General features: G+C 68.1%; 17 protein-coding genes. 8 read left to right on the forward strand and 9 right to left on the reverse strand.

What is annotated here, in order from left to right; genetic code table 11:
* The 3 genes from FND50_RS00005 to FND50_RS00015 are packed head-to-tail and all read left to right on the forward strand — an operon-like array spanning position 1 to position 3,940.
* Positions 1-1,458, forward strand: coding sequence for an amino acid permease (locus tag FND50_RS00005; protein ID WP_144284330.1), 1,458 nt, complete (start codon positions 1-3; stop codon positions 1,456-1,458).
* Positions 1,455-2,255, forward strand: coding sequence for a carbon-nitrogen hydrolase family protein (locus FND50_RS00010; protein WP_144284331.1), 801 nt, complete (start codon positions 1,455-1,457; stop codon positions 2,253-2,255). The genes FND50_RS00005 and FND50_RS00010 overlap by 4 nt, the downstream gene beginning before the upstream one ends.
* Positions 2,252-3,940, forward strand: a complete 1,689-nt coding sequence (locus FND50_RS00015) for an NAD(P)/FAD-dependent oxidoreductase (RefSeq protein ID WP_144284332.1) — start codon at positions 2,252-2,254, stop codon at positions 3,938-3,940. Before FND50_RS00010 ends, FND50_RS00015 begins: the two co-directional genes overlap by 4 nt.
* Before the next feature lie 52 nt (positions 3,941-3,992).
* Here the strand turns inward: FND50_RS00015 and FND50_RS00020 are convergent, their stop codons facing one another.
* From FND50_RS00020 to FND50_RS00030, 3 genes are read right to left on the reverse strand one after another with little or no spacing between them, the layout of a single operon-like run.
* Positions 3,993-5,330: an amylo-alpha-1,6-glucosidase gene (locus tag FND50_RS00020; RefSeq protein WP_005249245.1), complete on the reverse strand. Its 1,338-nt coding sequence runs from the start codon at positions 5,328-5,330 to the stop codon at positions 3,993-3,995.
* Between the two features lie 46 nt (positions 5,331-5,376).
* Positions 5,377-6,204: a class I SAM-dependent methyltransferase gene (locus FND50_RS00025; RefSeq protein WP_144284333.1), complete on the reverse strand. Its 828-nt coding sequence runs from the start codon at positions 6,202-6,204 to the stop codon at positions 5,377-5,379.
* Positions 6,197-7,624 (reverse strand): amino acid permease, encoded by a 1,428-nt coding sequence (locus FND50_RS00030; protein WP_144284334.1) that lies wholly within the window; start codon positions 7,622-7,624, stop codon positions 6,197-6,199. Before FND50_RS00030 ends, FND50_RS00025 begins: the two co-directional genes overlap by 8 nt.
* A gap of 174 nt (positions 7,625-7,798) precedes the next feature.
* Between FND50_RS00030 and FND50_RS00035 the strand changes: the two genes are divergently transcribed.
* The 5 genes from FND50_RS00035 to FND50_RS00055 are packed head-to-tail and all read left to right on the forward strand — an operon-like array spanning position 7,799 to position 13,642.
* Entirely contained in the window at positions 7,799-8,011 is a 213-nt protein-coding gene (locus tag FND50_RS00035; RefSeq protein ID WP_144284335.1) for a heavy-metal-associated domain-containing protein, read from the forward strand.
* 29 nt (positions 8,012-8,040) lie between these two features.
* Positions 8,041-8,931, forward strand: coding sequence for a hypothetical protein (locus FND50_RS00040; protein WP_144284336.1), 891 nt, complete (start codon positions 8,041-8,043; stop codon positions 8,929-8,931).
* Complete coding sequence (locus FND50_RS00045; protein WP_144284337.1) at positions 8,931-11,201, forward strand: cation-translocating P-type ATPase; 2,271 nt, start codon at positions 8,931-8,933, stop codon at positions 11,199-11,201. Before FND50_RS00040 ends, FND50_RS00045 begins: the two co-directional genes overlap by 1 nt.
* Positions 11,198-11,518, forward strand: a complete 321-nt coding sequence (locus FND50_RS00050; RefSeq protein ID WP_005254339.1) for a metal-sensitive transcriptional regulator — start codon at positions 11,198-11,200, stop codon at positions 11,516-11,518. The genes FND50_RS00045 and FND50_RS00050 overlap by 4 nt, the downstream gene beginning before the upstream one ends.
* A gap of 36 nt (positions 11,519-11,554) precedes the next feature.
* Complete coding sequence (locus tag FND50_RS00055; RefSeq protein ID WP_144284338.1) at positions 11,555-13,642, forward strand: heavy metal translocating P-type ATPase; 2,088 nt, start codon at positions 11,555-11,557, stop codon at positions 13,640-13,642.
* Here FND50_RS00055 and FND50_RS00060 read toward each other — a convergent pair.
* From FND50_RS00060 to FND50_RS00090, 6 genes are all read right to left on the reverse strand, one after another.
* A complete protein-coding gene (locus tag FND50_RS00060) occupies positions 13,584-15,248 on the reverse strand; it encodes an FAD-dependent monooxygenase (RefSeq protein WP_144284339.1) in 1,665 nt (554 codons plus the stop codon). The genes FND50_RS00055 and FND50_RS00060 overlap by 59 nt on opposite strands.
* Before the next feature lie 36 nt (positions 15,249-15,284).
* A complete protein-coding gene (locus tag FND50_RS00065) occupies positions 15,285-16,247 on the reverse strand; it encodes an MBL fold metallo-hydrolase (RefSeq protein ID WP_005249229.1) in 963 nt (320 codons plus the stop codon).
* Between the two features lie 399 nt (positions 16,248-16,646).
* Complete coding sequence (locus FND50_RS00075) at positions 16,647-17,222, reverse strand: dihydrofolate reductase family protein (protein ID WP_144284340.1); 576 nt, start codon at positions 17,220-17,222, stop codon at positions 16,647-16,649.
* Between the two features lie 206 nt (positions 17,223-17,428).
* A complete protein-coding gene (locus FND50_RS00080; RefSeq protein WP_144284341.1) occupies positions 17,429-17,914 on the reverse strand; it encodes an SRPBCC domain-containing protein in 486 nt (161 codons plus the stop codon).
* Between the two features lie 21 nt (positions 17,915-17,935).
* On the reverse strand, positions 17,936-18,259 hold the full coding sequence (locus tag FND50_RS00085) for a helix-turn-helix transcriptional regulator (RefSeq protein ID WP_186301209.1): 324 nt from the start codon (positions 18,257-18,259) through the stop codon (positions 17,936-17,938).
* A gap of 125 nt (positions 18,260-18,384) precedes the next feature.
* A complete protein-coding gene (locus FND50_RS00090) occupies positions 18,385-18,900 on the reverse strand; it encodes a putative immunity protein (protein WP_144284342.1) in 516 nt (171 codons plus the stop codon).
* Positions 18,901-18,943: the final 43 nt, after the last annotated feature.

The raw sequence follows: 18,943 nt of genomic DNA on the forward strand, positions 1-18,943 counted from the left end.
TTGGACATCACCAAGATTTCTCCGCGCCCGCCGGGACTGGCCGGCGCACTCCGCGCCCGCAAATCGGTCGAGGCGATCGTGGCGCGCAACGACCAGGAACCCGGTCACGGCCTCAAGCGGTCGATGGGCCTGGTGCACCTCACCGCACTGAGCATCGGTGCGTCGCTGGGAACGGGCATCTTCGTCATCCTCGGCGAGGCGACACCCAAGGCCGGCCCCGCCGTCGTCCTCGCCTTCGTGCTCGCGGCGTTCACGGCTCTCTTCTCCGCTCTCTCCTACGCGGAACTGGCAGGCAGCATCCCCGTCTCCGGCAGCTCCTACTCGTACACCTACGCGACGATGGGCGAACTCTTCGCGTGGATCTGCGGCTGGTGCCTGATGCTCGAGTACGGCGTGTCGGTCGCGGCCGTCGCCGTCGGCTGGGGCGAGTACATCAACGAACTACTCCACGGCATGTTCGGCATCGCACTACCCGCCGCGATCAGCGAATCACCGGGCGCGGGCGGCATCGTCAACGTGCCCGCCATCGTCATCGTGCTCGTCGCGGTGGCACTGCTGACCCGGGGAGCGTCCGAGAGCGCCCTGGTGAACACGGTCATGGTCGCACTGAAGATCGTCGTGCTCGTGTTCTTCTGCGCTGTCGCGTTCACCGCGTTCCGCGCCGGAAACTTCACGCCGTTCATCCCCCTCGGCGCGGCAGGCGTGACCGCCGCGGCATCCCAGGTGTTCTTCGCCTACATCGGGTTCGACGCCGCCTCGACCGCAGGCGACGAGGCGAAGAACGCGAAACGCGATCTTCCCCGCGCAATCATCCTCTCGCTCCTGATCGTCACGATCCTCTACTGCCTGGTCGCGATCGCCGCCGTCGGCGCGATGCCCTGGCAGGACATCGCGGGTGAGGGCGCCGCACTCGCGACCATCCTGAATGCCGCGACCACCAGCACCTGGCCCGCCATCCTCCTGTCGGCGGGCGCGGTGATCGCCATCGCCAGCGTCGTCCTCGCGGTGATGTACGGGCAGACCCGGATCCTGTACGCGATGTCGCTCGACGGTCTCGTTCCGCGGGTCTTCTCCCGCGTCAACCCGCGCACCCGGGTACCCGTCGTCAACATCGTCGTCGTCGGCGGTGTCGTCTCCGCGCTCGCGGGATTCGTGCCGCTGGGCGAACTGGCCGACGCGACGAGCATCGGCTCGCTGTTCGCGTTCATGCTCGTCAACATCGCCGTGATCATCCTGCGCCGACGCCATCCCGACCTGCACCGCAGCTTCCGGACCCCGCTCTTCCCGCTGATGCCGGTCCTCGGCGTCGTGTTCTGTGCGCTGCTGCTGTTCGGTCTCGGCGTCTCGACGTGGGTGGCGTTCGCTCTGTGGATGGCAGTCGGGCTCGCGATCTATTTCGCCTACGGAGTCCGCAAGTCCGAACTCCGCAACAGTCCGGAAAGGGTGCCGGCACCATGAGGGCAGCACTGTTCCAAGGTCCCGAACTCTCCTTCGACGTCGCCGCGAACCTCTCCGCTATCGCATCGGCCGCGCAGACGGCGGCGGCGTCCGGGGCATCGATCCTGGTCTGCCCGGAGATGGCGGCCACCGGGTACAACATCGGATCCCTGATCGCGGAGCGGGCCGAACCCGCCGACGGACCGATCGCGGCCCGGATCGCAGAGATCGCACGCGAGTCCGGGATCGCCGTCGTCTACGGATACCCCGAGGCGGACGCAGGCGTCGTCTACAACAGCGTGCAGGTGTTCGACCCGTCCGGGACGTCACTCGCGAACTACCGCAAGACCCACCTCTTCGGCGAGCTCGACCGGTCGCACTTCGCCGCGGGCGACGAACTGGTGGTCCAGTTCGACCACGCCGGAATCCGGTGCGGACTTCTGATCTGCTACGACGTCGAGTTCCCGGAAGCCGTTCGCGCGCATGCCGACCGGGGAACACAGTGGCTCGTCGTCCCCACCGGCCTGATGAGCCCGTACGAATTCATCGCGGAGAGCGTCGTCCCGACCCGTGCGTACGAGAGTCAGCTGTTCGTCACGTACGTCAACCGGTGCGGCACCGAGGGCGACCTCGACTACTGCGGGTCCAGTTGTGCGATCGCGCCCGACGGCACCGAACTCGCCCGCGCAGGCCGCCACGAAGAGCTGGCGATCGTCGACCTCGAACTCGACGCCCTCCACCGATCCCGCCGTGAGAACACCCACCTCGACGACCGACGCGTCGACCTCTACCCCTTCATGCAGGAGAAGACTTCATGACGATCCCCGTCACCCCGGACAGCACCGCCGCGGACACCGATCCCCGGCCGCTCACCATGTTCGGTCCCGACTTCCCGTTCGCCTACGACGACTACATCGCGCACCGCTCGGGTCTCGGCGCGGTGCCCGCCGATCGCCACGGCACCGAGGTGGCGGTCATCGGCGGCGGACTGTCGGGGATGGTCACGGCGTACGAGCTGATGAAACTCGGGCTGAAACCGATTGTCTACGAGGCCGATCAGATCGGTGGCCGGATGCGGTCGCAGCCGTTCGACGGGCACCCCGAGGTGGTCGCCGAGATGGGCGCGATGCGGTTCCCACCGTCGTCGACCACCCTGTTCCACTACCTCGACGCCATGGGACTGCGGACCGAGGCGTTCCCGAACCCGCTCGCCGACAGCACCCCCAGCACGGTCATCGACCTCAAGGGCGAAAGCTACTACGCGCAGCACCTCGACGACCTGCCGCCCGTGTTCCGGGAGGTGTCGGATGCGTGGCAGCGCACGCTCGAGGACCACGCCGAGCTGATTCCGCTCCAGCAAGCGATCCGCGACCGTGACACCGCCGAACTCAAGCGCATCTGGAACGACCTGGTGGTCCGGCTGGACGATCAGACGTTCTACGGCTTCCTCGCCTCGTCCAAGCACTTCGCGTCGTTCCGGCATCGGGAAGTGTTCGGGCAGGTCGGTTTCGGAACGGGCGGCTGGGACACCGACTTCCCCAACTCGATCCTCGAGATCCTGCGCGTCGTCATCACCGCCGCCGACGACCACCACCGCGGCATCGTCGGCGGGTCACAGCAGCTGCCCCTACGGCTGTGGACCGACACCCCGTCGGGGATGGCGCACTGGCCGGACGGCACGTCGGTGCGCGCGCTGAACAGCGGAGCCACCCGTCCCCGGGTCACCGAGGTCCGGAGGACCGCACCGCACCAGGTGACGGTCACCGACTCGGCCGGGGAGATCCGCACGTACCCGGCGGCCGTCTTCACGGCGCAGAGCTGGATGCTGCTCAACAACATTCACTGCGACGACGACCTGTTCCCGATCGACCATTGGACCGCGATCGAACGCACCCACTACATGGGGTCGACGAAGGTGTTCGCCCTCGTGGATCGTCCGTTCTGGAAGGACAAGGATCCGGTCACCGGCCGCGACCTCGTCAGCATGACCCTGACGGACCGGATGAGCCGAGGCACCTACCTCCTCGACCACGGCGACGACAAGCCCGGCCTGATCTGCCTGTCCTACACGTGGTCCGACGATTCGCTCAAGCTGCTGCCGCTCGACGCGACGGAGCGGATGAACCTCATGATCAAGTCCCTCGAGGAGATCTACCCGGGAGTCGACTTCCGCAGTCACATCATCTCGACTCCGGTCACGCTGTCCTGGGAGACCGAACGCGACTTCATGGGTGCGTTCAAGGCGAACCTCCCCGGCCACTACCGCTACCAGGAGCGGCTGTTCAGCCATTTCGTCCAGGACGAACTCGACCCGCGGCACCGCGGCATCTTCCTTGCCGGCGACGACATCTCGTGGACCGCGGGCTGGGCTGAGGGTGCCGTGCAGACCGCGCTCAACGCCGTCTGGGGCGTGATGCACCATCTGGGCGGCGCCACCCCGGCCGACAACCCCGGCCCGGGCGACCGATACGCAGACCTCGGCCCGATCCGGCTCTGCGACTAGCGCCCGTGAGTACTTATTAACGTCCCGCGGTTAATAAGTACTCACGGGGGCGTCAGCCCAACCAGTCGAGGACCGCGGCGGCCGTCCACGACTGCTGCATGCTGCCGAGGGGCTGACCGGTGAATGGTTCGTAGTATTCGGCGAAGCTGCCGTCGCTCGCCTGCCGCAGCCCCTCGGACCGCAGCAGGTGGGCGCGCTCGGCCCACCCGCGCCGGGCGAACGCCCAGGAGAACAGCCACGTCATCACCGGCCACACCGGACCGCGCCAGTACTCGCGCGGGCGGAAGTCGCCCGACACCGGTGACGTCGACGGCGGCACGGCGTATCGGAGGTCGGGGTGGCCGCAGAATTTCGGTCCCTCGAACGTGCGGAGCAGGGCGCGTTCGGCGTCACGGCTCAGGCCGCCGCACAGCAGGGGAGAGAACATCGCGAGGGTTTCGGTGGAAATCCACCGGCCGCTGCGCAGATCGAAATCGCGTGCCGCCCCGGACCGTTGGTCGGTGGTGGTGAGGACGCCCTGCCGGAACCGGGCCGCCCACCCGTGCAGTTCCCGGACGTCGGAGTTCGGCATCGAGTGTTCCTCTCCGATGGTCGCGAGCACCTCGCACGCCATCGAGAACACGGCGCTGACGAACACGTCCTCCACCGCGAAGCTCATGGCGGTGGCCAGTTCCGCGTCGTCGTAGCGGACGGTCTTCATCTCCTCGAGCAGCCACAGGTAGCGGTCGTATTCGCCGTTGGACGGCCGTTGTCCGGTGTCGGCGACGTGGGACAGATCCTCACGCAGATATGTGGGCATCACCCCGGCCACGACGTTGGCGTACGAGTGGTCCCAGCGCGGCGAGTTGTCCATGCCGGACTCCCAGCCGTGGTACAGCGCGATCCGGCCGTTGCCGTCGAGGTCGCGGGCATTGGCCAGCCAGCGGTGCCAGCGCACGAGGTCGGGCCAGCGCCGGTCGAGGAACTCCTCGGCGACGGCGCGGGTGCTGCGACCGTGCCTGCGCGAGTGGTCGAGGATGCGCTGCACCGCGATGGCGTGCACGGGCGGCTGGGTGATCCCCGACGTCTGCGTGCCGCTCGGCGCGTGCGCCGCGAGGGTCCCGCACTCCCAGCGCCCGGGGCCGGGGAAGTACCCGTCGACGCCGTTCGCGAACACGATGTGCGGGATCATCCCGTTCTTCCACTGCGCCGACAGCAGGGTGTCGAGTTCGACGACGGCCCGCTCCACGCTCAGGGGCGCCAGGCCGACCGCGACGAACGCCGCGTCCCAACTCCACATGTGTGGGTACAGGCGCGGCGCGGCACTCGTCATCGTGCCGAGGTCGTTGCCGCGAAGCAGGTACGCGGCACGTGCCGCGAGCTGTGTCGGGGTGAATCCGCGGTCCGCCATTGCACCATTCTGCTGCGGGTCGGCCCACATCGCTCGTCGGACGGGTTCAGCCGGCGAATCCGCAGAGGGTCAGCGTCGGACGCGAGTTGCGCAGCGGCCGCAGTTCCGACACCTTGCGGAGCAGGGTCGACCCCCACAGGCCCCGGCCGAGGGGCAGCGTCACCTCACGGGTGAACGCGAGGTCCGGCACCTGTCCGGGCAGGTCCGCCGCGTCGCCGGCGGAGAGGTGGAACGGCATCGGCGGGACGGTGTAGTCGCCGTGAATTCGCATTCCCTTCTGCGTCTTGCGGCTCAACCATTTCGGTACCGAGTCGAACATCATCCGGCCGCCGGGGAAACGCCGGGCGCAGTCGCCGATCAGGGACAGCGACTCATCGGCGGGCAGATACATCAGCAGGCCCTCCGCCGACACGAACACGGCCCGGCGGGTGTCGACGTCGTCCATCCACGAGCGGTCCAGCGCGGACACCGCGAGTGTGGTGACGTTCGGCTCGTCCGGCAGCAGTTGCCTGCGTAGCGCGACCACCTCGGGCAGGTCGATCGACACCCACCGGACGTCGGGATCACCGATCCGCCAGTAGCTGGTCTGCAATCCTTCACCGAGAGCGACGACCGTTCCGCCGGGGTGGTCGGCGAGGAACGCCCGTATCTCGTCGTCGAAGGCCCGAGCGCGCAGGGCGTGGGATTGGCTCGGTTTCCCGAAGTTCTCGTACGGATAGTCGAGGGTCTCGTAGAGCGTCACGGCGAGCGGGTCGACCAGCGTGCCGTCGGGACGCGACGCCTCGACGGCACGGTTGCGGAGGGTCCACATCATCGTCGCGGGAACACCGGTCAGGGTGGTCGCGTCCACCGGTTTCCGGTTTTCGTCAGCCACGCGGCACCGGCTCTGCCACTTCGAGCTTGGAGTGCTTGCGCGAGTAGACGAAGTACACGATCAGGCCGAGGATCAGCCAGATCCCGAACCGCAGCCAGGTCTCCCACGGCAGCGACAGGATGAGCCAGCCGGAGAACACGACGCCGATGATCGGGATGACCGGCATGAACGGAAGCGTGAACGTGCGGGGGACCTCGGGGCGGGTCCGCCGGAGCACCGCGACCGCGATGCAGACGACGATGAACGCCGACAGGATTCCGATGTTGGTGAGTTCCGCGACGGTGTTGATCGGGAAGAACCCGGCCAGCAGCGCCGAACCGATCCCCACGATCCACGTCACCCGCGTCGGCACCTTGCGGACCGGGTGCGTCTTCGCGAACCATTCCGGGAGCAGGCCGTCCCGACTCATCGCGTACCACACGCGGGTCACACCGAGCATGAAGGTGAGCACGACGGTGATGATGCCGACGATGGCCCCGACCGCGATGATGTTTGCGACCCCGGGCATGCCGACCGACTCGAACGCGGTGGAGAAGCCGCTCTCGGGGCTGATCTCGGTGTACTTCTGCATTCCGGTCAGCACGAGGGTGACCAGGACGTACAGCGTCATCGCGATGCCTAGGGAATACAGGATTGCCTTCGGCAGGTGCTTGGTGGCGTCCTTCGATTCCTCGGCGGCGGTGCTCATCGCGTCGTATCCGAACACCGCGAAGAACACGGTGGCCGCGCCGGTGAAGACGGCGGCGGTGCCGAACGGGAAGTAGGGGGTGTAGTTGGCGCTGTCGATGTGGAAGACGCCCAGCGCGATGATGAGGACGACCAGCGCGACCTTGATCGCCACCGCGATCGTCTCGAATCGACCGACACTGCGGATTCCGCGCGAGAGCACCCAGGCGGTGCCGAGGCAGAACAGGGCCGCGAAGACGTCGAACACGTGCCCGTCACCGGTGCCCAGCGCGCCCATCATCCAGTCGGGCAGGCTTATGCCGACCTGTTCGAGGAGAAACCGGAAGTACCCGGACACACCGATGGCGACGACGGCCGCCACCGCGATGTATTCGAGCAGCAGGTCCCAGCCGATGAACCAGCCGACGATCTCGCCGAGCGCCACGTAACCGTAGGTGTAGGCCGATCCGGCCTTGGGGATCATTCCGGCGAACTCGGCGTAACACAGTGCGGCCGCGGCACTGGCGACACCCGCGATCAGGAAGGAGATCAGCACGGCCGGACCGGTGACGGAATGCGCGACCGAGCCGGCGAGTGAGAAGACGCCTGCGCCGATGATGCCGCCGACGCCGATCGCGGTGAGTTGCCACAGGCCGAGCGATTTGGTCAGACGCTCGTCGGGCGGAGTGTCCTCCTCGACCTCGGTGAGGGGTTTGCGGCGCAGCATTTGGGTGCGCAACTTGTCCATCGACATTGCCGGGCTCCGTTTCCCAGTGGGGTGAGATGCGGTATCTCACTCAATCACCTTCCCGGGCCCGCGTGGGACAGGAACACGGACTCGGTGGTCGCCCTCACCCTTGCGAAAATACGGTAGGGGGGTATGGTAGTTCTCAGACAGGACATCGATACCCCGAAGAGAGGTAGACCCGTGAGCACCTCGAGCGTCACCGTCACCGGCATGACCTGCAACCACTGCGTGTCCTCGGTTACCGAGGAGATCAGCGCACTCCCCGGCGTCACCAACGTGAACGTCGATCTGACCACCGGCAAGGTCGTCATCGACAGCACTACCGACCTCGATCCGAGCGCCGTCGCGGGCGCCGTCGAAGAAGCCGGATATTCAGTCGAACACGCCGGCTGAGCCGGCCACTCCACCACAGGAGCCCCATCATGAACGCAACCGGCAAGTTCGCCGGATTCACCGTCGGCCTCGTCGTGATCTTCGGCGCCGCGCTCGCTCTCGGGTCGGTTGCCGGCCCGGACGTCGCCGAGCCCGCCACACATACGGCCGAGGACGACGGACACGGAGCGGGAGGCCACGACGCCGCCGCCGACCCGACCCCGGGCGGACTGACGCCCACTGCCGACGGCTACACCCTCGAGCTCGCATCCGACCAGGTCACTGCCGGTGCCGCGGTCCCGGTGCAGTTCCGGATCACGAACCCCTCGGGGGTACCCGTGACGGACTACACCGTGGAGCACGAGAAACTGCTGCACCTGATCGTCGTCCGCCGGGACCTCGCCGGGTTCCAGCACGTCCACCCGACGCTCGACGCGACCGGAACGTGGAGCGTCCCCCTCGACCTCGCCCGCGGCGGCGACTACCGCGTGTTCGCGGACTTCACCCCGGCAGGCGGCGAAGGCGTCACCCTGGGCACGGACCTGCGCGTCGCGGGCACCTACGACCCGCAGGAACTGCCCGCTCCCGCAGCGATCGCCACCGTGGACGGGTACACCGTCACGCTCGACGGCGCGCTGCGACCGGGAGAGACGTCGAACGTGACCCTTTCGGTGAGCCGCGACGGTCGGCCCGTCACCGATCTGCAGCCGTACCTCGGCGCATACGGTCACCTGGTGGCGCTGCGCACCACCGACCTCGGATACCTGCACGTGCACCCGGACGGACATCCCGGCGACGGCGTCACCGCGGCGGGCCCCGGGATCGACTTCGCCGTCACCGCGCCCAGCGCGGGCGACTACCGGCTGTTCCTGGACTTCCAGCACGCCGGCGCCGTCCACACCGCGGAATTCACGGCCACCGCCGGACCGGAGGACAAGTGATGACCCCCTCGACCGACCTCGCGGCACCGCCCGATTCCCAGATCGAACTGGCCATCGGCGGAATGACCTGCGCGTCGTGCGCCAACCGCATCGAACGCAAGCTGAACAAACTGGACGGCGTCACCGCGACCGTCAACTATGCGACGGAGAAGGCCCGCGTCCATTACGACGCCGCCGATGTCTCGCCCGAAGACCTCGTCGCCACTGTGGAGCAGGCCGGGTACACGGCGCGACTGCCCGAGGTGAAGCCCCCGGCCCCGGAGGAAGAGGACCCGGCGGCGGAACTGCGGCAGCGGCTTCTCGTGTCGGCGGTGCTGACGGTTCCCGTCATCGCGATGGCGATGGTCCCGGCGCTGCAATTCACGAACTGGCAGTGGCTCTCGCTCACCCTCGCGGCCCCGGTCGTGGTCTGGGGTGCGTGGCCGTTCCACAAGGCTGCCTGGACGAACCTGCGGCACGGCACCGCGACCATGGACACCCTGGTGTCGATGGGCACGCTGGCCGCGTTCGGCTGGTCGCTGTACGCCCTGTTCTGGGGCACCGCCGGCATGCCGGGAATGACGCACCCGTTCGAGCTCACGATCGCGCGGGTCGACGGCACCGGCAACATCTATCTGGAGGCCGCCGCCGGCGTCACCACGTTCATCCTCGCCGGCCGTTTCTTCGAGGCCCGCGCGAAACGCCGGGCGGGAGCGGCACTGCGGGCGCTGCTCGAACTGGGTGCCAAAGAGGTTTCGGTGCTGCGTGACGGCACCGAACAGCTGATCGGCATCGACCAGCTCGAGGTCGGCGACCTGTTCGTGGTCCGTCCGGGCGAGAAGATCGCCACCGACGGCGTCGTCGTCGAAGGTTCGTCGGCGGTGGACGCGTCGATGCTGACCGGTGAATCCGTGCCGGTCGAGGTGTCACCCGACGCCGAGGTGGCCGGTGCGACGGTCAACGTCGGCGGCCGAATCGTGGTTCGCGCCAGCCGGATCGGAGCCGACACGCAGCTCGCGCAGATGGCGTGGATGGTCGAGGACGCGCAGACCGGCAAGGCCGAGGTGCAACGCCTGGCCGACCGGATCTCCGGCATCTTCGTCCCGATCGTCATCGCGTTGTCGGTCGCGACCCTCGGTTTCTGGATCGGCACCGGCGGCGGCATCGCCGCCGCGTTCACCGCCGCGGTCGCCGTCCTGATCATCGCGTGCCCGTGTGCGCTCGGACTCGCCACCCCGACCGCCCTCATGGTGGGCACCGGACGCGGGGCCCAGCTGGGCATCCTGATCAAGGGGCCCGAAGTTCTGGAATCGACGCGGCGGGTCGACACCGTGGTCGTCGACAAGACCGGCACCGTCACCACCGGCACGATGTCGCTGCACGACGTGGTCGCCGCGGACGGCCAGGACGCGGAGCAGGTTCTGCGGTTCGCCGGCGCCCTCGAGGACGCGTCCGAGCATCCCATCGCACGGGCGATCACCCGCGCGGCACGGGACCGGTTGACGACGCTGCCCGACGTCGAACAGTTCACCAACCTCGCCGGACTCGGCGTCCAGGGCATGATCGACGGACACGCGGTGGTCATCGGCCGCGCGAAACTGCTCCGCGACTGGTCGCTGCAGCTCACCACGGAACTCCAGCGCGCCGTCGACGCGGCGGAGTCGGAGGGCAAGACCGCCGTCGCGATCGGCTGGGACGGCCAGGCGCGCGGCGTGCTCGTGGTCGCCGACACCGTGAAGCCGACGTCGCGCGAGGCGCTGGCGCAGTTCCGCGAACTGGGTCTCACCCCGATCATGCTCACCGGCGACAACACATCCGCGGCCCGGGCGATCGCCGCCCAGGTCGGCATCGGCGACGTCGTCGCGGAGGTACTGCCCCAGGACAAGGTCGACGTGATCACGCGTCTGCAGGCCGAGGGCAAGGTGGTCGCGATGGTCGGCGACGGGGTCAACGACGCCGCCGCCCTCGCTCAGGCCGACCTCGGTCTCGCCATGGGAACCGGCACGGACGTGGCGATCGAGGCCAGCGACCTCACGCTGGTACGCGGCGACCTCCGGGCCGCGGCCGACGCGATCCGGTTGTCGCGCAAGACGTTGAGCACGATCAAGGGCAACCTATTCTGGGCCTTCGCCTACAACGTCGCGGCGTTGCCACTGGCGGCGGCGGGCCTGCTCAACCCCATGCTGGCCGGTGCCGCCATGGCATTCTCATCGGTGTTCGTCGTGAGCAACAGCCTGCGACTGCGCCGCTTCCAGCCCCTGACCACTCCCACCCGAGGGGAATCACAATGACCGAGCAACCGACCACCGACCACGACCACGCGGCCGGCCACGGGTACATCAGCGCCAAGGACGACTACCTCAAGCGCCTTCGTCGCATCGAGGGCCAGGCGCGGGGCCTCCAGCGGATGGTCGAGGACGAGAAGTACTGCATCGACATCCTCACCCAGGTCTCCGCGATGACCAAGGCGCTGCAGGCCGTGGCGCTGGGGCTGCTCGAAGACCACATCAGCCACTGCGTCGTCGACGCCGCCGTCGCCGGCGGCACCGAGGCCGACGCGAAGATCAAGGAAGCCACCGACGCCATCGCACGACTGGTGCGTTCCTGAAACCAGACCACGAGAGCAGCTTCCGAGGGAGCAGGCATGTCTCACGATCATCAGCAGCAGGAAGTGGAACAGGTCCGGCACACCGGACACGCCGGGCACGACGCACACGGTGACCACGTGGATCGGCACGCCGGTCACGGGGCGCACGGTGAGGTGTTCCGGCAGAAATTCTGGATCAGCCTCGCGCTGTCGGTGCCGGTGGTGGTGTTCAGCCACATGTTCGCCGACCTCCTCGGCTACGCCGTCCCCGACTTCCCCGGTGCGTCGTGGATTCCGCCGGTGGTCGGCACCGCGATCTTCTTCTACGGCGGCGCACCGTTCCTCACCGGCGCGTGGAGTGAGCTGAAGTCGCGGCGGCCCGGCATGATGCTGCTGATCGGCATGGCGATCACGGTTGCGTTCCTCGCGTCGTGGGTGACGACCCTGCAGATCGGCGGATTCAACCTCGACTTCTGGTGGGAGCTGGCACTTCTCATCGTCATCATGCTGCTCGGACACTGGTTGGAGATGCGGGCGCTGGGGTCGGCGTCCGGTGCCCTCGACGCGCTCGCCGCGCTGCTTCCCGACACCGCCGACAAGGTCACCGACGACGGCGTCACCGAAGTGCCCGTCTCCGAACTCGCCACCGGCGACCTCGTGCTGGTGCGGGCCGGAGGCCGCATCCCCGCCGACGGCATCGTCGAGGACGGCCGTGCGGAGGTCGACGAATCGATGATCACCGGCGAGTCCAACGCCGTCCCACGGTCGGTCGGCGACACCGTCGTCGCCGGCACCGTCGCCACCGACAGCGCGCTGCGCATCCAGGTAGGCGCCGTGGGGGAGGACACCGCCCTCGCCGGCATCCAGCGACTGGTCGCCGACGCGCAGTCGTCCTCGTCCCGGGCCCAGGCCCTCGCCGACCGCGCCGCGGCGTTCCTGTTCTACTTCGCCTCGATCGCAGGGCTTCTCACGTTCGTGGTGTGGTCGCTGCTCGGCAACGTGGACGAGGCCGTGGTGCGGACCGTCACCGTTCTGGTGATCGCCTGCCCGCACGCGCTCGGCCTGGCGATACCCCTCGTGATCGCTATTTCCACCGAACGCGCCGCGAAGGCCGGTGTCCTGGTGAAGGACCGGCTGGCGCTCGAACGCATGCGCAACGTCGACGTCGTCCTGTTCGACAAGACCGGCACCCTGACCCAGGGCAGGCACGCCGTCACCGGGGTGGTCACCACCGCGGGCGTCACCGAGACCGAACTGCTCGCGCTCGCCGCCGCCGTGGAGGCCGACAGCGAGCACCCGGTCGCGCGGGCCATCGTCGCCGAGGCGGCCGCGAACGTGCCCGCGGACGAGCGGCGCACCGCGTCCGACTTCCGGTCACTGCCCGGACGCGGGGTGCGTGCGCACGTCGACGGCGTGGAAGTGGCCGTCGGCGGACCGGCGATGCTCGCCGAACTGAACGTGACGGTTCCCGGTGACGTCGCGGCGCAGACGAAACGGTGGGTCGAGCGCGGCGCCTCCGTCCTCCACCTGGTCCGCGACGGGCGGGTGCTCGGCGCGGTGGCGCTCGAGGACGCCGTCCGCGAGGAGTCGCGGCAGGCGATCGACGCCCTGCACGAGCGGGGCGTGAAGGTCGCGATGATCACCGGAGACGCCCGTCAGGTGGCCGACGCCGTCGCCGCCGATCTCGGCATCGACGAAGCGTTCGCCGACGTGCTCCCGGAGAACAAGGACGCCGAGGTGGCCGCACTCCAGGCGCGCGGTCACCGGGTGGCGATGGTCGGCGACGGCGTCAACGACGCGCCCGCACTCGCCCGCGCGGACGTCGGCGTCGCGATCGGCGCCGGCACCGACGTCGCCATCGAATCGGCCGGTGTCGTACTCGCCGCCGACGACCCCCGTGCCGTCCTCTCGATCATCGACCTGTCGCAGGCGAGCTACCGCAAGATGTGGCAGAACCTGGTGTGGGCCACCGGATACAACGTCATTGCCGTCCCTCTGGCCGCCGGGGTCCTCGCGTTCGCCGGGGTCGCGATCTCACCCGCGGTGGCGGCGATCCTGATGTCCGTCTCCACCATCGTCGTCGCGCTCAACGCGCAGCTGCTGCGGCGGCTCGATCTGGATCCGGAACGGCTGGCGCGGAAGTGATCACGGAGGCGACGGGTTCGGTGATCCGGTGCAGCGCGGACACCAGCCCGTCGACTGTGTGGGTGACCGCCGCGATGTAGGCGTCGGGGCGGATGACCCACACCTCGCCGGGCTTCGCGTCCACCGCCGCGGTGAGGACGCCGGTGCTGTCGATTTCCGACAGCCGGACGAGGCGGATCGGTGTGTGCACCGCTGCGAGGGCCGCGCTGCGGATCTCGTCGACGTCCACACCGTCACCCACGAGGAGCAGGATTCCGTGCCGGGCGATGTCGCGGAGCCGGGTGCCGGCACCACCGCTCAGCGTCACCGGGGTGTCGGGCACGAGGATTCCCGGCGCCGCGGCCGGGGTGCAGCCACGCTCGGGGCGCCCGGCGAACGGCCGGCCCGGATCGATTGTGGTCAAGGGTGATTCGACGTACCAGAACGGCTCGGCGAGGCGACCGCTGTCGACCTGTGCCCGGGCCTGCGGATCGGTGACCGCCGCGGTGAGCACGTCGCACCGGTGCCGGCGCTGGTCCTCGGACTGCGGGACGAGGAAATCCATCGTCGCCGTGGTGACCGCGATGTTCTCGACGGCCGCCGCGTGCCGCTCGGTGTGGTACGTCTCGAGCAGCGACTCGTCGGCCCAGCCGCGCAGGACGAATGCGAGCTTCCACGCCGCGTTCTCGGCGTCGGCGACACCGGAATTCAGGCCGCGTGCCCCGAACGGCGACACGATATGTGCGGCGTCGCCGGCCAGCAGCACCCGGTCGACGCGCATCCGGTTCGCGACCCGGGAGTGGAAGCGGTACACCGATTTCCACACGATCCGGTAGTCGGTGTCGCCGATGATCTTCCGGATCCGTGCGTCCAGTGCACCCGACTTCTCCTCGGCCTCGAGGTCGTACTCGCCGGGCACCTGCCAGTCGATGCGGAACGTCGAGTCCGGGCACGGGTGGATGAGCACCTGCCTGCCCGGGTTCCACTCCGGGTCGAAGTAGAAGCGGCGTTCGTCGGCCCAGCCCGGGATGTCGGCGGCGATGTCGCAGATCAGGAACTTGTCGTCGAACGAGCGACCGTCGAACGTGACACCCAGCTGCCGCCGGATCGCACTGCCCCGCGACCCCACGGCCACCACCGCGTAGTCCGAGGTGACGGTCTCCTCGCCGGAGCCGGTGCGGCAGGTGATGGTCACGCCGGTCTCGTTCTGATCCACCGACGTGGCCTCGTATCCCCACCGGACGTCGATCGACGACGTGGCCGCGATCCGCTCGTCGAGCAGTTCCTCGGTCCGTGCCTGGGAGATGTTGACGAACGGCGGGAACGACGAGATGCCGCGGTCGACGAACGTCTGCGCGAACAGTTCGTGGTCGCGGTGGAACGTGCGGGCACACCCCCACGTCACGCCCTCGTCGGCCAGCTGCCTGCCGACGCCGATCGCGTCCCACACCTCGAGGACGTCCCGCTGCTGGCAGATGGCCTTCGATCCGATCGGGTCGCGTTCGGCCCGTGCGTCGAGCAACGTGACCGGGATGCCCCAGCGTGCCAGCAGCAACGCCGTCGTCTGCCCCACCGGGCCGTTGCCCACGACGGTGACCGTGCCGCCGCGGGTGTGTCGTCTTGCCATGATCCTCGCCTTGTCAGTGTGAAACGGTGACGGACTTCAGCCCTGCAACTGGTCCCAGACCTCGCGGTCACGCTCGGCGGTCCAGATCACGGGCCGTTCGATGCCCGACAGCTCGTCCCACACACGGGAGACGTCGAACGGGAGGCAGTGTTCGAAGATCGGCCAGTGCCCGTACTGCTCGTTCAGTGCGGCGTGGGTGGCTTCGAACGCCTCCTTCAGGGTGCCACCGCGCTGCTGCACCGCCCCGACCTCGGCCAGCATGACCTCGATGAAGTGGCGGGTCTGCTCGATGGCGGCGTCGACGGCCTCCCGCCCGTGGGAGACGGCGCCGCGTCCGCCGATCAGGACCTCCGCGCCGAGCGCCTTGATCCGGTCGAGGGTGCCGGTGGACCAGTCGCGGTGGAAGGCGTCGCCGGTGTAGAGCGCGGCCTGCGCCTCGACGAGGTCGCCGGCGAAGAGGATCTTCTGCTTCGGCAGCCACGCGGTGATGTCGCCTTCGGTGTGTCCGCGGCCGAAGTGCTGGAGCACGAGGTCGCCGCGTCCGCCGCCGAGGTCGATGGTGAGTTTGTCTGCGAACGTCAGGGTGGGCCAGGTCAGCCCGGGCACCGAGTCGGCGGCCTTGGCCAGCCTCGGCATGCGTCCGAATTCGCTTGCCCAGTCTTCCTTTCCACGCTCCTCGATGAGGGCGCGGGTGGTTTCGTGCGACACGATGGTCTCCGCGTCGAACGCGGACGCGCCGAGCACGCGGACTGCGTGGTAGTGCGAGAGCACCAGGTACCGGACCGGCTTGTCGGTGTGCTCGCGAAGCTTGCGCAGCCAGTCCTGGGCGGCCACCGGGGTGGCGAGCGCCTCGAAGCAGACGACGAAGTCCTCGCCCTCGATGGCACCGATGTTGGGATCCCCCTCGGCGGTGAGGGCGTACACGCCGTCGGCGAGGACCTCGAGGGTCTGCTCCTTCTCACCGAGGTCGGCCGACGAAGCGAAGCTTGTGGGGCTCATGCGATCCACCTAACTAATCAAAGGTTTGATTGATGGTGGACACAGTAACCCGGATCACAAAATAATGAAAGCCTTGATCAAAATTTGCCTGGGCACCCTGCGCCCCGGCCGACCGACCGGACGAACGGGACGCTCGTTCGATCCGACGCAACGAGCGTCCCGTTCGTCGCGAGGCATGAGCGTCGCGCCACGACGGAAGGTGAACACACGCATGGAGCGGCACGAGCCCTGTCGATACGCGGACGGGCGAGTGTCCGGATCGTCGACGGGGTGACCGAGGAATACCTGGCCAGCGCCAGGAAGACCATGGACGCCGAGTCGGCGGCCCAGGTGCTGGTCGAGCGGACCGGGGGATGACGGTGTGGCGCGGTTATCCGGCCGCGGGCAGGTGAGTGCAGGTCAATGGAGGGTAGGCCGGTAGATGAGTTCTTGGACGTGACCGTCGAGCGTCCGGTTCTCGAGCAGCTCCAGGTCGAAGTCGCCCCCACCCCGGAAGATCGGGTCCAGCCCGGTCTGCGCGGTGATGACAGGGAAGAGCGTCACCTGCACGCGGTCGACCAGGCCGGCGGCCATCAGCGCCCGATTCATCGACAGGCTGCCGTGCGAGCGCAACGGCACCTCGGACTCCTCCTTGAGCCTGGCGACGACGTCGACGGCGTCACCTCTCACGACGGTCGCGTCCGGCCAGTCGAGGGGTCCTTCCAATGTCGTCGACACCACCGTTGCCGGCAGGCTCCTCATCCGAGTGACCCATGGATCGCGCACGTCGGATTCCTCGGTGCTCGCGGCCAGCATTTGCGCGAACACCCGATACGTGTTGGCCCCGAATACCATCCGCTGCTCCACGCCGTACAGGTCGAGACGACGGTTGAGCAACTCGGGGCCTTGCTTGCCCCAGTAGCCGGTCCAGTCGCCGCCGGCGGCGCCGTAGCCGTCGAGGCTGGAAAAGACGTCGAAGGTGTAGGTCGCGGTCATGTCGTTCTCCTCGAGTGCGGTGTCGATCGGTGTAGGTACAGACTGGGCACCACTGCGAAACTCATCGGCGCCGGATTGACCACAGCGTTGTGCAGGCCTACGACGCGTGGTCGCAACAGAAGTGTCGCGACCTTCGTGCCTGCTCGCCGCCTAGCGCCCGTGGAGGGCGAGGCGGCGAGATGGCCCTGTGCGGTGAACCGACAGGCTCACGCGTTGATGAGGTCGTCAATCTGACCGATCGCCTGCGAGGCACCCTCCACCACGCCCATGTCGAGCACCTGCTGGAGGCCTTCGGCGGTCGCGTAGGTACTGACGTAGGTGGCGACGGTGCTGCCGTCCTTGTCCTGGAAGGAGAACTCGTTGGTGGACACTGGCGTCGATTCGATCGGGGTGAAATCCGCATCGGCGAATCCGTCGGTGAAGGTGAAGCCGGTCGGCTCGTCGACGGAGATGATGTTCCAGTAACCCGCATGCTTGTCGCCCTCGGGCCCGGTCATGTAGTAGGTGACCCGCCCGCCGGGGGCGAACTCATGGTCGACCACTGTCGCCGGGTACGTCGGTGGACCCCAGATCTTTTCGAGCTGACGAGGATCGGCATAGATCTGCCAGATCCGCGCTCGGGGGGCGGCGAACTCGGCAGTGATGGTCAGGGTCAATGCATCGATGTCGTGGCTGACATTGGTGACAGGCATCGTTCATTCCTTCCGGTGGAGTTACGTTGCGATCAATTCGTCGATGCGTGCGATACGCCCACGCCAGACCTGTTCCAGCTCGGCCAGCATGGACGACACTGCGCGAACTGCTTCCACATCGCCCGTGGCGAGTTGTTCACGGCCGCTGCGTCGTTTGACGAGTAGGCCGGACTTCTGGAGGACGGCGACGTGCTTCTGTACCGCAGCGAAACTCATGTCGTACTTCGCTGCCAGTGCCGAGACGGAATGCTCACCGGCCAGCACGCGACGCATGATGTCGCGCCTCGTCCGGTCGGACAACGCGTGGAACAGGGCATCGGCCTGATCCTCATCTATTTCTGACACACTCAGAACATACAACCTATTGGTTGTATATGCAAGGCTGCTTCGACTTTCAGGATGCGAGGGGGCGGCGGATGGCGCCTTCGACGATGCGGACTTGCGGGCGGTGCCGGCGCCGCGACGCGCCCTCAGCAGTCGAACACCGACCAGCAGATGTCGTTCCGCAACCGCTGGTCGTCGAGTACGAGCTCGCGAATCGCCTCAGGAAGCTGGTCACGCTGCCACCGGCACTCACGTCGTCCGGCTGCCTCGCCCGCACCCTCCGGCGCGGCAGCGCGTGCGGCTTTGATCGCGTAGGCGGCAGCACCGAGTTCGTGCGCTGCGACATGCGCGACGGCTCCGGCCTGCCCGGCAGCGTATGCAGCGTGCCGTGCGGCTCCGCGCAGGTCCCTGGCCGCGCCCATCGCATGACCGCCCGCCGCGCGGGCCTGCATCATCTCGACCTCGCCACGCACCCAAGCGCGGGCATGCTCGATCGCCTCACGCGGTCGTGTGTCCTCAGGCCGAGCCGACTCGAACAGGTTGAGGACGTGCTCCGCGCACGATGCCGCCCATAGGGCCAGAAGCTGATGATCCGAGTCGGTGAGCGTCCCACCGCGGCGGATCGTGACGAAGCGAGGGTCTCGGACCTTCGGGAGGATCATGGCTAGAACTTCTATCACTTGCATCCGGCCACAGCACCGAGGG

It is taken from the genome of Rhodococcus sp. WB9, assembly GCF_007558985.1.
Lineage (GTDB): Bacteria > Actinomycetota > Actinomycetes > Mycobacteriales > Mycobacteriaceae > Rhodococcus_F > Rhodococcus_F opacus.

Coding starts and splice junctions, on each gene's coding strand:
- FND50_RS00010 (WP_144284331.1), top strand. CDS start 1,455: ATGAGGGCAGCACTGTTCCAAGGTCCCGAACTCTCCTTCGACGTCGCC.
- FND50_RS00015 (WP_144284332.1), top strand. CDS start 2,252: ATGACGATCCCCGTCACCCCGGACAGCACCGCCGCGGACACCGATCCC.
- FND50_RS00020 (WP_005249245.1), bottom strand. CDS start 5,330: ATGGCGGACCGCGGATTCACCCCGACACAGCTCGCGGCACGTGCCGCG.
- FND50_RS00030 (WP_144284334.1), bottom strand. CDS start 7,624: ATGTCGATGGACAAGTTGCGCACCCAAATGCTGCGCCGCAAACCCCTC.
- FND50_RS00040 (WP_144284336.1), top strand. CDS start 8,041: ATGAACGCAACCGGCAAGTTCGCCGGATTCACCGTCGGCCTCGTCGTG.
- FND50_RS00045 (WP_144284337.1), top strand. CDS start 8,931: ATGACCCCCTCGACCGACCTCGCGGCACCGCCCGATTCCCAGATCGAA.
- FND50_RS00050 (WP_005254339.1), top strand. CDS start 11,198: ATGACCGAGCAACCGACCACCGACCACGACCACGCGGCCGGCCACGGG.
- FND50_RS00055 (WP_144284338.1), top strand. CDS start 11,555: ATGTCTCACGATCATCAGCAGCAGGAAGTGGAACAGGTCCGGCACACC.
- FND50_RS00060 (WP_144284339.1), bottom strand. CDS start 15,248: ATGGCAAGACGACACACCCGCGGCGGCACGGTCACCGTCGTGGGCAAC.
- FND50_RS00065 (WP_005249229.1), bottom strand. CDS start 16,247: ATGAGCCCCACAAGCTTCGCTTCGTCGGCCGACCTCGGTGAGAAGGAG.
- FND50_RS00075 (WP_144284340.1), bottom strand. CDS start 17,222: ATGACCGCGACCTACACCTTCGACGTCTTTTCCAGCCTCGACGGCTAC.
- FND50_RS00080 (WP_144284341.1), bottom strand. CDS start 17,914: ATGCCTGTCACCAATGTCAGCCACGACATCGATGCATTGACCCTGACC.
- FND50_RS00090 (WP_144284342.1), bottom strand. CDS start 18,900: ATGATCCTCCCGAAGGTCCGAGACCCTCGCTTCGTCACGATCCGCCGC.